Raw genomic sequence first — 13330 nt, forward strand, 5'->3', positions numbered from 1 at the left:
AAGCCAAAACGTCACCTCACCATCACCGACCCTATCACCACGATGGGGGGCTTGCATGTCATGTGCAGAGGTCATGTATCGATGCCATCTTTCTGCCTTACGCCAGCACCTCGAGGCGATCATGGCGGGTGATGCGACCTTCGTTTTCAGCGATCAGATTCTGACCGAAATACACCTTGCCGCCTTCACCGCGTCGGTAACCGGCCAGTGTACGCAAGGGTTCGCGAGCGTCCTTGAAAGTGCCCGTGGCAGGATCGACGCTGACCATCGCGCAACGAGAACAAGGCTTGTCGACGCGGAACACGACCTCGCCCAGACGGATGCGTCGCCACTCATCCTCGGCATAGGCCGAGGTATCGGCGATCACCAGATTGGGACGAAACTGCGCCATGACATGTTGCTCGCGGGTGCGCGTGTTGAGATCGGCCAGCGAGGCCTCGGAAATCAATAGCAGCGGGTATCCGTCGGCGAAGCTGACGCGCTGTTCGATGGAACGGCGATAGCGCGGAGAGCGCTCGCCCAGCCACAGTAGCCGCGCAGGCTCGCCCGCCGCCTCGCTGAACCAGGCATCGAGCTGCGCATGGGTGGTCAGGGCCTCGAAATCATCGGCCCATACCGTGGTGGCGAAGGTCGCCAGACCGAAAGTCCCCACCGCCATTTCCAGCGCTGACAGGTCAGGGTGCCGCACACTCAGCGTGTGACCGTCGAATGTTGCGGTCACGCGCTGTAACTGGGGATGCGTACGGGCAGTGAGGAAGGTGCCATCGGGCTTGGTGACCATGAATCTCCGGTCGCCCATCAACCCCTCCATGCCGACCCAGGCCGACTCCTGCGCACGCCCCGCAGTGGATTTGATGGGATACAGGTGAATCGAGGATAACGTCGCCATGGCGGCCTCTTGAGGTGATGGAGAGAAGCGATCTGCGCACCGCATTATCGCAAAAAATACCGACTACCGCCTCGCTTGTGGCATGCCGTCCCCCTTGAACGAAAAACGCCCGCCTCTGTAGAGGCGGGCGCCGGATACCGGCAATGCGTCCGTTTACGCCGTGGCGTCGGCGTGCCGGCTCGACACGGGGCGTCTGCGGCGTTGCAGCCACACGACAAGAGCGAACACACCCAATGCCGGGATCCACATCCACTCTTTCGGCCAGCGATCGACGGGCGCGCGGATCGAGACGATCTGTTGATCGAACTCGAAGCCCAACTCTTTCGCTTGGCTGCCGAAGGCCGTCATGTCGACCAGCGTCTTGCCATCTTCCTGGAACAGCGTCAGCCCCAGGTTCTGCATGCGCTCGGCCCCTGTCTCGCCCTCCGGGGCCGGCACGAGAATCACGAAACTGGTTGGCCGACCATAAGCATCGAGGCCGTCGATCCTGACCCGTAGGTTGCTATCGCTGTCGATGGCGCCCAACGCCTGTTCGAACTGTGCGGGCGGAATATCGCGATACGGATCGTGAATCGTGTCCATCCAGAATCCCGGGCGGAACAAGGTGAATGCCACCAGCAAGAGCAGCAGACTCTCGTACCAGCGACTTTTCACCAGCAAGTAGCCTTGCGTCGCGGCGGCGAAGATCAACATCGCCACCGTCGCCACCACGAAGATCAGTATGCCATGCCACCAGGTCACGTCGATCAACAGCAAATCGGTGTTGAAGATGAACAAGAACGGCAAGGCGGCAGTGCGCAGGCTGTAGTAAAACGCCTGGAAACCGGTACGGATGGGGTCGGCCCCGGAGATCGCCGCCGCCGCGAACGACGCCAGCCCCACCGGCGGCGTCACATCGGCCATGATGCCGAAATAGAACACGAACAAGTGGACGGCGATCAGCGGTACGATCAAGCCGTTCTGCTGTCCCAACTGGACGATGACCGGCGCCAGCAATGCGGATACCACGATGTAATTGGCCGTGGTCGGCAAGCCCATGCCCAGAATCAAGCTCAGCACCGCCGTCAGCATGAGCATCAGCAACAGATTGCCCATCGACAGCGTCTCGACCAAGCCCGCCAGTACCAGGCCCACCCCGGTCTGGGACACGGCGCCAACGATGATGCCCGCCGCCGCCGTGGCGATGCCGATGCCGATCATGTTACGCGCACCATCGATCAGGCCTTCCCAGAGATCGACGACGCCACGCTTGGCTTCATTGCCTAGCGCGCCGCGCCCACGGAAGAAGGCCTCCAGCGGACGTTGGGTCAGAATGATGACGATCATGAGCACGGTCGCCCAGAACGCCGACAGTCCTGGCGATAGGCGCTCCACCATCAGGCACCATACCAGCACTACCACGGGCAGCAGGAAATAGAGTCCCACCATCACCGTGGGCCGGGTTTGCGGCAAAACGGTGATATCGCTGTTGGCATCGTCTTCTTCGAGCTCGGGATAGCGTGACCCCAGCTTGAGCAGCGCCACGTAGATCACCGCCAGTCCCACGGCGGACACCCACGGCATGGCCTCGCCCAGCACCGGCTTCAGCCACCCCAGCCCGTAGTACACCACCAGCGCCAGCGCCATGATACCGACCAGCCCGGTCAAGAAGCCGACGATTTTCTGCAGCCATGGACGCACGGGGTTGCTGCTCTCGAGCCCCTGCATGTTGGCCTTGAGCGCCTCGAGGTGAACGATGTAGATCAGGGCGATATAGGAAATGACTGCCGGCAGAAAGGCATGCTTGATGACATCGACATAGGAGATACCCACATACTCGACCATCAGAAAGGCCGCAGCCCCCATCACCGGCGGCATGATCTGCCCGTTGACCGACGACGAGACTTCGACCGCACCGGCCTTGGTCGAACTGAATCCGACGCGCTTCATCATGGGGATGGTAAAGGTACCGGTGGTCACGGTATTGGCAATCGAGGAGCCCGAAATAAGGCCGGTCATGCCCGAAGCGACGACCGCCGCCTTGGCAGGGCCGCCACGATAGTGCCCCAACATCGAAAACGCCATCTTGATGAAGTAATTGCCTGCCCCGGCCTTGTCCAGCAAGGCACCGAACAACACGAACAAGAAGACGAAACTGGTCGATACCCCCAGGGCGATGCCGAACACCCCTTGCGAGGTCAGCCACTGGTGGTTGACGAGGCTGTAGAGACTGACACCACGATGTGCCAGCATCCCGGGCATATAAGGCCCGGCCAGCGAATAGACGATGAACACGATGGCCACGATCATCAACGGCGGCCCTAGCGCGCGACGCGTGGCTTCCAGCAACAGCAGCAGCCCGATCACACCGATGATCACATCCTGGAGTATCGGTGCCCCAGGCCGCTCGGCCAGTTGCTCATAGAAAAAATAAAGATAGGACGCCGCGAAGGCTCCCACCAGGGCCAACCCCCAATCCAGCAACGGCACGCGATGCCGCGGAGAGCGCTTGAACGCCGGATAGGCCATGAAGGCTAGAAAGATGGCGAACGCCAGATGGATGGAACGTGCTTCCGTGGCACTGAATATGCCAAACCCGAATACGAAAGGTAAGGGCGAGGCAATCCACAACTGGAAAAGCGACCAGGCCGCCGCAACGCACAGCAGCAGCTTGCCGACCGGGCCGTCGGGCTTGCGCGATCCCGATTCATTGGCAGTCAGTTCTTCAAGCTCGGCCTCACGTGTGTGTGCCGTCGACTTGTCGTCTTGCATACATGTATCCCGATGATACCGAACGATCGCCATCGATCACGCGGACTTGCCTGTTCATGAACGTAGCGCGAATCGATGTCCTGCTCGGCGTCGCATGGCCAGAATCAACGATGCGCGGCCACCGTGGTGCCGCGCATCGTTGCGTGCAGTATCGAGCTGATGCTTACAACCAGCCACGCTCTTGATAATAACGCTTGGCGCCCTCGTGCAGCGGCGCGGAGAGGCCGGCGGAGATCATCTCTTGCGGCTGCAGATCGGCAAATGCCGGGTGCAGACGCTTGAAGCGGTCGAAGTTGTCGAACACCGCCTTGACGACCTGATAGACGACATCTTCAGGGACCTTCGAGGAGGTCACGAACGTGGCCTTGACACCGAAGGTTTCGACATCCTTTTCGTTGCCCTTGTACATGCCACCGGGAATCACCGACTTGGCATAGTAGGGGTATTTCTCGACCAGGCCGTCCACTGCCGCGTCATTCAACGGCACGAGATTGGCATCCACGGTCGTGGTCGCTTCCTGGATGGCGCCATTGGGATGGCCGACCACATAGGCCATGGCATCGATATTGTTGTCCGCCAGTGCCGAGGCCATTTCGGCAGCCCCCAGTTCGGAGGTCAAGGAGAACACGTCAGTCGTCCATCCTTCGGCGTCCAGCAGCACTTCCATGGTGGCACGCTGGCCGGAGCCCGGGTTACCGATATTGACGCGCTTGCCCTTGAGATCTTCGATGCTGTGAATGTCGGCATCTTTGCGCGCCAGCACGGTCAACGGCTCACCGTGAACGGAAAAGACCGAACGCAGGTCCTCCATGGGTTGCTCGAAGTCACCCTCGCCATTGAAGGCGCGGTACTGTACGTCCGACTGTGCCACGCCCATGCTCAGCGCCCCGGACTTGATGCCGTTGATATTAGCCACGGAGCCGCCGGTAGACGGCGCATTGCAGCGAATGTTGGTCTCGTCGGCATTGCGGTTGACCAGACGACAGATCGATTGGCCGACCACATAGTAGACCCCGGTCTGCCCGCCGGTACCGATGGTGACGAAGCGTTGCTCATCCTGCGCCATCGCCGGCGTGGATAGCGCCGCGGCGCCCATCAGAACTCCGGAAATCAATGCTGCGGTTAAACCATGACGTTTCATGCATGCACCTCTTGGACTTTATTTTGACGTACCGACGACCGGCATGCGGCCCACGTCGGTATCAGGGGAGCGGTCCGAAGCCTCGCTCGCGCGGCGCTTTCGAATCCTTTCGGGTCCCTTGCCATCAGCGTAGGCAATATATGCCGACGCCGATAGCCGGCGGCATGATAACCGGCCGGTGCCCCAATCGGAACAGGCGTTTGCCATATCCAAGCCGGATACGACCAAGGTCTAAGTCACTCTCGTTGTTCTCGGCAGGGATGATGCTCCCGCGAGAGACTATCCAGACAAGACGGTGACCACCATCTTCACCGACAGTGCCATCAATACGAAAGCGAAGATGCGCTTGAGCATGCCCACCGGCAGGCGATGAGCCAAGCGAGCTCCCAGCGGGGCGGTCAAGAAGCTCACCGCCGACATCAATACCACCGCCGGCCAATAGACGAAGCCCAGCGTCCTCGCGGGCAGATCCGTTACTCCCCAGCCATTGATCAAATACCCCAGCGCGCCCGACAGCGCGATCGGCAACCCCACCGCCGCAGACGTGCCGATCGCACGGCGCAGGGCCACGTTGCACCAGGTGAGAAACGGCACCGTCAGCGAACCGCCCCCGATCGCCACCAAGGCGGAAATCCCGCCGATGCCCAGCCCCACGCCCGATATGCCCCACGCCCCGGGCAACGTCCGCGTCGGCGCGGGCTTGAGGTTGATCAGCATCTGCATCGAGACGAAGGCCATGAAGCAGGCGAAGAAGATCGCCAGCCCCGTGGTCGGAACGTGCGCGGCGAGAAAGGTCCCCAGGAAAGTGCCGATCAAGATACCCGGCGTAATGAAACGCACCACCGGCCATGCCACGCCATCCCGCCGATGGTGCGCCCGCAGGCTCGCCAGCGAGGTGGGCACGATGGCGGCCATCGAGGTCCCCAGTGCCACATGTACCAGGGTGTCATGCGGAAATCCCTGAAGCGCAAACAGCGACGTCAGTATCGGCACCATGATGCCGCCGCCGCCCACCCCCAGCAGGCCGGCGAAGATACCCACGACACCGCCCAGGGCCAGATAGGCCAACCACCATGTCGGATCCAAATCACTTACTCCTGCATTACATCTTCAGCGCCGGGTCAGTGCCGACATTCAGTACGCCTAGCGCGGCGAAAGCAATGGCGCGATCGGCAGACGATCGCCGACCTCGATCCCGTGACGGGCGAAGTAACCGGTATTGACTTCCAAGGCCGCGCGAAACGGTGCCCCAGCCGAATAGCTGCGACATGCGGCGCTGGAAACGGCTTGGCACGGCTGCATGTGCCGGATGGCACGCACCTCACCGTCCGCGCCTAGAAAGGCGATATCCAGCGGGATACGCGTGCGATACATCCAGAACACCGCCTCGGGGGGTTGCTGACGAGGGTAGACGAAGAGCATACCGGCATCGGAAGCGAGCGCATCGCGCTCCATCAACCCCCGGGCACGATCATCGGCTTGCCTGGCCACCTCGACCGACAGCGTTTCTCCGGCGACCTCAAGGGTGGCGCGCTCAAGCCTCGAACGCGGCGCAGCGAACGCCAACGTCAGCACCAGCATACCCAATGCCCCCCATCCCGACACGTACAACACCCTCTTCATGCGCTATCCTCTTGCCTTCTATCGCCAAACGCGAATGATGCCTCACCCTACGCAGCCACAAGGACATACCGTGCCACTTCGCGATCTTCTGATCGGCCTTCTGGTCATCGTCATCTGGGCCTTCAATATCATCGTCATCAAGGTCGGGGTCGACGACCTGCCCCCCTTGATGCTGATGACACTACGCTTCACGCTGGTCGCCGCGCTGGTCGTGCCCTTCACCCGCGTGACTCGTCGGCAACTCCCGTGGCTACTGGTGCTCTCGGTGACCTTCGGCGGCCTGCACTTTCCGCTGCTGTTTTTAGGCCTGCAACAGGCGGAGGCCGGCACCGGGGCCCTGCTGGTGCAGATGGGCACGCCCTTCGCCACCCTGCTCGCCGCCCTATTCCTCAAGGAGCGCCTCGACGCCCGCCGCCTGCTCGGTTTGTTGCTGGCCTTCGCCGGCGCCGTGGTACTCGCCGGCGGGCCGGCGCTGCCCAATGCCACCGCCACCCTGACGCTCTTGTGCAGCGCCCTGGCCTGGGCGGTGTCGACGTTGATCATCAAGCGCGCACCGGCCATCTCACCACTGACATTGGCCGGGTGGATCGCGCTGTTCGCGATTCCCCAGGTCGCGCTGGGCAGTTGGCTTTTCGAGACTCAGCACCTGCAAGCGCTTCGCCATGCCGGCTGGATCGGCTGGGGCGCGGTGTTCTACACGGCCGTGATGTCGTCGATCATCGCCTATGGCTTGTGGTATGCGTTACTGCGCCGCCATCCGATCAATCGGGTCGTTCCTCTGACCCTGCTGATGCCGGTCATCGCCGTTTTCCTCGGTGTCTGGCTGCTCGGCGACGCTCTGGACGGCCACAAATTGCTCGGCGGGGCGTTGGTCATCGCCGGCCTGGCGGTCATCAATCTCCCTGGAAGACGACAGCCACGCGACGCGTCCTGAACGCCCTTACGTCACGACGACCATATCATGGCGGGAAACCGTCACGCTGCGCAGTCGCGCCTGCAACGCGTGCCCGACCTGCAGCTCCATTTGCGCGATGGCGTCACGACTGAGGCGCGCTCGCAGCGCCTGTCCGCCGACGTCCAGCATCACCTCGACGAAGGGGCTGTGAGCTTCATCCCCCATTTCGCGCAACGTCGCCGGGATGCAGGCCACATCCGGCAAAGGCGGCGCCCCTGAAGGGGCGACCCCGACATCGCGCGCCCGCAGGCGCAAACGCACCGCATCTCCCACCGCGCCCTCGAGACGCGCGACGCTCAGCGCCTCACCCGCCTCCATGCCCGGCAATGCCAGACGCGTCAGGCACAGCGCCTGGTCATGGGCAAGGATGCGTGCCTCGATCAACGACGACGCCTCGAAACGTCCCGTGCGCGGGCCCAGATCGAGGCGCGCGAACATCTCGTCCACCGGTCCGCTGGCCATGACCCGGCCTTCTTCGATCAACGCCACGCGATCAGCCAGCGCACCGATTTCACGCGTGTCGTGACTGACGAAGAGAATCGGCACGCCGGTGTCGCGCGCGAGGCGCCGGATATAGTGCAAGAGTTCCTGCTTGCGCGCCCCATCCAATCCGGTGAGCGGCTCATCCATCAGCAGCATGCGTGGACATGACAACAGAGCACGTCCTATCGCCACGCGCCGCGCCTCGCCCCCCGACAACCGCCCCGGCGTACGCGCCAACAAATGGCCGATCCCCAACAGGTCGACAAGATCATCGAACGCGTCGCGCGATGCACGCGGCATGCCGTAGCGTAGATTGCCACGCACCGAGTAATGCGGAAACAGCCGCGCCTCCTGGAACACGACGCCCAATTGACGCCGATGCGGCGGCACCCAGCGACGCCGCCGGGTATCCACCAGCCATGTATCACCCAACCGAATGGTGCCGACCTCTGGCATCCCCAATCCGGCGATCAGCCGGATCAGGCTGCTCTTGCCGCTCCCCGAGCGCCCGAACAGGGCGGTAACGCCTTCCGCCGGCACCGCAAGTGAGGTATCGAGGGTGAAGTCGCCCAGCCGCTGAAAGACCTGCGCGTCAAGCATGTCGGCCCTCCAGACGATGGCGCGCGCGTCGCGCCAGCCATTCCGATGTCACCAGCGCGACCAATGCCACCACCACCGAGATCACGCACAACCGTGCGGCGGCGGCTTCCTTGCCAGGCGTCTGTACCAGGCTGTAGAGCGCCAGCGGCAGCGTACGCGTTTCGCCGGGAATGTTGGCGGCGAAGGTGATCGTCGCCCCGAACTCGGATAGCGATCGCGCGAAGGCCAGCACGCCGCCGGTCAGAATCCCCGGCAGGGTCAATGGCAGCGTGATCGTCATGAAGGTCTTGAGCCGTCCCGCTCCCAGCGTTCGTGCAGCGTCCTCCAGCTTGCGATCGACCGCCTCCAGCGATAACCGCACGGCGCGCACCAGCAAGGGAAACGCCATCACCGCCCCGGCGAGTGCCGCGCCTTGCCAGGTAAAGGGAAGACTCACGTCGAACGTTTCATGCAGCCATTGGCCCAGCGGGCTTTGTCGCCCCAGCGACACTAGCAGCAGATACCCCACCACGACCGGCGGCAGCACCAACGGCAAATGCACAACGCCATCAAGGAGTGTTTTTCCCGGGAAATCGAAACGCGCCAAAATGTAGGCCAAGGCGATCCCCGGCAACAAGATGGCCGCCACCGCGATACCGGAAACACGCAAGCTCAGGGCCAGCGCCTCCCATTCCAGCGGCGTCAACATCACCTATCCCCGTCACCCAGCGTCGTAAAGCCGAAACGCTGGAAGATGGCGCTGGCCTCGTCGCCTTCCAGCCACCTGGCCAACTCGGCGGCTGCCTCGCTGGGCGACGCGCCCACCAGGGCGACGGGATAGACGATCGGTTCATGAGAAGCCTCGGGGAAGGTGCCCAGCGTCTTGACCTTGTCGCTGGCCTGGGCATCGCTGGCATAGACGATGCCCAACGGGGCTTCGCCGCGTTCGACCAAGGCCAGGGCGGTGCGCACGTTACTCGCAGGCGCCAGACGCGCGCGCAGTGTTCGCCACTGCCCGATTCCCTGCAGGGCTTGCTTGGCATAGATACCTGCGGGTACATGCTCCGGGTTGCCGAGTGCCAGGCGCCCGTCTCCCAGTCGTTCGGCAATCGAGGCGCTGCCCTCCGGGGTAAACCGATCCAGCGCGCTGTCCCGAGGCGCAATCAGCGCCAGGCGATTGCCCAGCACATCGTGGCGATGCGACAACGCGACGCCATCTTGCTTGCCCAACCAGTCCATCCATTGTTCGTTGGCCGAGAGATAAATGTCCGCCGGTGCGCCATTGGCGATCTGGCGGGCCAGGGTCGACGACGCGGCGTAGACGGGTACGATCTCGATATCGTGATCGCGCTCATACGCGTCGGCCAGTGCATTGACGGCATCGGTCAGCGAGGCCGCCGCAAAGACCTTGACGCGCTCAGCGGCCAACGCCGACAGACTTGCCATGCCCAGCGACAATGCCAGGGCATGCACGATCCACATACGCACCAGTGAACGACGTGACATAAAAAACACTCCAGACCGTTCAGCGGCCTTGATGAGAATGACGGCGCTATCAGCTTATCGAAAATAGCACGCACGATGGCAACAACCCAGACGCCTTCCAAGAGGCCGGGCCGAACGCAGAAGGGAGGCCAGACGCCTCCCTTGAGATGCCAACATCCGACCGGCGCTTAAAAGTCGAGGCTCGCCCCCACCCAATAACGACGCCCATCGTTCACATAACCGTATTCTTCGTAGCCGACGTCTTCGTCGAAGAGGTTATAGACACCGACCATGAGCTTGGCCTTGTCGGTCAACTGCCACGCCCCACCACTGTCTACGTAAGTGTAGGAAGGGGCTTGGATGCTACTGGAGGACGGTCCCTCGACGGGCTGACTTTCCTTGCCTCGATAGGTCAACCGCACCCAGGCATTGAGCCGCGCCATCGGCGTCCAGTCCAGCGTGCTGCGGAATTGGTGCTTGGGCAATTGGGTCAACGGTTGGCCTTCGTATTCGCCGCTTTTCTGCTCGGAATCGGTATAGGTATAACTCGTCGACACGCTCAGCGTCTCGGTCAACGGCGACGATAGTGAGAGTTCCACGCCCCGTGTCACGGCCTCGTCGACATTGATGCGGGTATTAGTGAGAAGATTGCCGTTGTCGTCGATATCGTACTGAGTCACCGGAGGGCATGCCGTGGCCGACCCGCAACGTACCCGCGTGATCTTGTCTTCGAAGTCATTGTGAAACAGCGTTACGCTGGCATTCAGTCCCCGCGGGGCGCTGTACAGCAAGGCAAGTTCCTTGTTGAGCGATGTCTCGGGCTCGAGAGCCGGGTTCCCGTAGGTAGTGCCACCTCGACTAATGGCCCCCCAGTCAGCCGTCACTTCACGTAAGCCAGGGGCGCGATACCCGGTGGAAACACCACCTTTCAATGTCCAGCGCGGTGCCGCCTGCCATACACCATACAAGCGTGGGCTGACATGGCTGCCATAATTTTCGTTGTCATCCAGTCGTACTCCGCCGGTCAGCGAAAAGTCCCGCGTCAGCATCCATTCGTCCTCGGCGAATAGCGCCCACTGGTCGTTGCTGACCTGGGTCCGGTCGGAAATCTGATTGGTGTTCTGGTCGTTGAGTTCTTCTTTCTCATAGTTGGCACCCAGCGTCACGATATGGCGCGACAACGGGAGCACCCACTGGGTGTTCGCCACCGTATTGGTAATTTCAATATCGCGTGACTTATTGTCGGTGGACTCGCGTTGTATGTAACTGTCGGAGGTGGCAAATCCCCAGCGCCCGGTATGGGTCAGCGCATAATGTTCACGGTCATGCGCCGAGTAGCTATCGCTACAACCGCCGCGGCAGCCTTCCGCCGGGACAGACTTGCCGACATGAGCCGCACGCTCCTGCGTTTCCTTACCCACTTCCAGGCCTATATCGTGATGCTCGCTCGGCGTCAGCGAAAACTTGGCGGTCAGACTCTGCAGATCCTTGTCTTCGTATCCTTCCTCGATGTCGTCTTCCTCGCGCTTCTGGTACTGACCATAGACTTGCACACCAAGCAGATCGTCGGCTAAGGGGCCCGACACATAAAGCTGGCCCTGATTGGCATTCCCCGAATCGCTGTCTTCCTGAAGCGTCGCCTCGGCACGCACGTTGCCGTGCCAGTCATCGGCCACTTTGCGCGTGATGACGTTGATGACCCCGCCGATGGCATCCGAGCCATAAAGCGTCGACATCGGCCCACGAATGACCTCGATACGTTCGATGGCCTGCAGTGGCGGCAACCAGTCCTGTTCAAATCCAGCACTGCCATTGGGACGTGATTCGCGTGATGACTGACGGCGACCATCGACGAGTATCAACGTGTACTTGGCCGGCATGCCACGCATGCTGATGTCGACTCCGTTATCGCCACCTCCGCCCCCTGTGACGATCACTCCTGGCACCCCCCGCAAAGCGTCGGTGATATCACGATAGGCCTTGTTCTCGAGCTGCTCGCGCGAAATGACACTGATCGATGCCGGAGCATCCTGTAACGGCTGGGCATACCCGGCGGCGGTCACGACGACATCGTTGAGTTGAACATCTTTAGCGTCGGCATAGGCCAGTGGCGTGACCAGCGTCGTGATGGCGAGCGTCAGCGCGGACGGACCAACGTAATGAGACATGGTGCGTTGTTCTCCCTGATGAATCCCGCTCCAGGGTCGGCTGGAGCATGTGCAAGATACCTTGATTTTTAATGCGAATTTTTATCATTTAGATTCTTTCACAGAGAACACAACAGGTCACGGGACAGGGCGTTTCGCAATCCGCAACGCACGAGATAGCGTCACAAACGTGAATGATTTTCAAAAACGTCGTGCCATATGCCAAAATGCCCATCCACTCCACACACCATGCTGACGATGGCCCATGGCATGCACGATCTCGATGAACTGACCGCGTTCACCTCGGTCATGGCGTCCGGCAGCCTGACTGCCAGCGCCCGCGAACTAGGACTCGCAAAGTCGACCCTCAGTCGGCGTATCAGTCAGTTGGAGGAACGGCTGGGACAGCCGCTGTTGCGACGCCAAGCCAACCGCCTGCTTCCCACCGAAGCCGGTACGCTGTTTCTCGCCTACAGCCAGCAGATACTGCACCTCGCCGAGCAAGGCCATCAGGCGCTCGACGACTTGCGCGCGGAAGTGAGCGGCGAATTGACCGTCGAGGTTCATAATGCCTTCGCGCGGGGATGGTTCAGCCAGCAGATGGAAGATTTCGTGGCGCGCCATCCGGGCATGCGCCTGAACCTGCATACCCGTCTGATGCCGCCCACAGGACCTGAGGACGAAACCCTGTGCGTATGGCTGGGCGACGTCGCCGACTGTGGTCTGCGCCAGGAAACGCTCGGCTACATGCGTCGTGGGGTCTACGCGCATCCCGACTATTTCCGTCGCCACGGAACACCTCGACACCCCCGCGAACTCACTCAACACGCGTGGGTCGACCTGCTTGGTACCAGCGAACAAGGCATGACCTTGCATCATGCCCGCGAAGGGGAAACGCGAATCACCCTGCCACCCTCACGCCTGCACGTGGATCAATACGTCTTGCATATCGACGCCATCGCGCGGGGACGCGGGCTTGGCCTGCTTCCCCACTGGATGGCCGAGAAACGCCTCCAACATCATCCCGGTAGCCTGGCCCCTTGCCTCGAAGAATGGGCGCCCTCGTCGCTTCCCATCACCCTGCTCTACCCGTTCGGACGCTTACCTCGCAAAAGCGTCACGCTTCTCGAGCAGATTCGCCAGACCGTGCCGGAGAGCTGGCGCTTGCATGCGCCGGTCCCCCAGCCCTCGATTTCACGCTAGACTGACAGCCGCGACGGGACGTGCCACCACGGCAGCCGGTCACACAGATAGCGCGCCAAATAGATAGCGTGCTA

At 61.8% G+C, this 13330-nt stretch carries 11 protein-coding genes; 2 read left to right on the forward strand and 9 right to left on the reverse strand.

Going from position 1 to position 13330, the window contains the following annotated elements:
- Positions 1–97: 97 nt before the first annotated feature.
- The 5 genes from C8E00_RS12030 to C8E00_RS12050 all read right to left on the reverse strand — a co-directional run bounded on the left by C8E00_RS12030 (position 98) and on the right by C8E00_RS12050 (position 6404).
- Complete coding sequence (locus C8E00_RS12030) at positions 98–889, reverse strand: MOSC domain-containing protein (protein ID WP_133697765.1); 792 nt, start codon at positions 887–889, stop codon at positions 98–100.
- Between the two features lie 153 nt (positions 890–1042).
- The gene (locus C8E00_RS12035) at positions 1043–3640 is read right to left on the reverse strand and encodes a TRAP transporter permease (RefSeq protein ID WP_133697766.1); all 2598 of its coding nucleotides are present in this window, start codon (positions 3638–3640) and stop codon (positions 1043–1045) included.
- 163 nt (positions 3641–3803) lie between these two features.
- Positions 3804–4781, reverse strand: a complete 978-nt coding sequence (locus C8E00_RS12040) for a TAXI family TRAP transporter solute-binding subunit (RefSeq protein ID WP_133697767.1) — start codon at positions 4779–4781, stop codon at positions 3804–3806.
- Positions 4782–5060: 279 nt separating this feature from the next.
- Positions 5061–5867: a sulfite exporter TauE/SafE family protein gene (locus C8E00_RS12045; protein WP_133697768.1), complete on the reverse strand. Its 807-nt coding sequence runs from the start codon at positions 5865–5867 to the stop codon at positions 5061–5063.
- Positions 5868–5924: 57 nt separating this feature from the next.
- On the reverse strand, positions 5925–6404 hold the full coding sequence (locus tag C8E00_RS12050) for a DUF192 domain-containing protein (RefSeq protein ID WP_133697769.1): 480 nt from the start codon (positions 6402–6404) through the stop codon (positions 5925–5927).
- Between the two features lie 70 nt (positions 6405–6474).
- Here C8E00_RS12050 and C8E00_RS12055 point away from each other — a divergent pair, with 70 nt between their 5' ends.
- Positions 6475–7338: a DMT family transporter gene (locus tag C8E00_RS12055; RefSeq protein WP_133697770.1), complete on the forward strand. Its 864-nt coding sequence runs from the start codon at positions 6475–6477 to the stop codon at positions 7336–7338.
- Positions 7339–7344: 6 nt separating this feature from the next.
- On the opposite strand, the gene modC is transcribed toward C8E00_RS12055, so the two are convergent.
- The 4 genes from modC to C8E00_RS12075 form a co-directional block, all read right to left on the reverse strand.
- The gene (gene modC / locus C8E00_RS12060; protein WP_133697771.1) at positions 7345–8442 is read right to left on the reverse strand and encodes a molybdenum ABC transporter ATP-binding protein; all 1098 of its coding nucleotides are present in this window, start codon (positions 8440–8442) and stop codon (positions 7345–7347) included.
- Positions 8435–9130, reverse strand: a complete 696-nt coding sequence (gene modB, locus C8E00_RS12065; RefSeq protein WP_208291931.1) for a molybdate ABC transporter permease subunit — start codon at positions 9128–9130, stop codon at positions 8435–8437. Before modB ends, modC begins: the two co-directional genes overlap by 8 nt.
- Positions 9130–9927 (reverse strand): molybdate ABC transporter substrate-binding protein, encoded by a 798-nt coding sequence (gene modA, locus C8E00_RS12070; RefSeq protein WP_133697773.1) that lies wholly within the window; start codon positions 9925–9927, stop codon positions 9130–9132. The genes modB and modA overlap by 1 nt, the downstream gene beginning before the upstream one ends.
- Before the next feature lie 167 nt (positions 9928–10094).
- A complete protein-coding gene (locus C8E00_RS12075) occupies positions 10095–12074 on the reverse strand; it encodes a ligand-gated channel protein (protein ID WP_133697774.1) in 1980 nt (659 codons plus the stop codon).
- A gap of 249 nt (positions 12075–12323) precedes the next feature.
- On the opposite strand from C8E00_RS12075, the gene C8E00_RS12080 reads away from it, so the two are divergent.
- Positions 12324–13256, forward strand: a complete 933-nt coding sequence (locus C8E00_RS12080) for a LysR family transcriptional regulator (protein ID WP_133697775.1) — start codon at positions 12324–12326, stop codon at positions 13254–13256.
- Positions 13257–13330 lie beyond the last annotated feature (74 nt).

The sequence above is a fragment of the Chromohalobacter marismortui genome (assembly GCF_004364315.1).
Classification (GTDB): Bacteria; Pseudomonadota; Gammaproteobacteria; order Pseudomonadales; family Halomonadaceae; genus Chromohalobacter; species Chromohalobacter marismortui.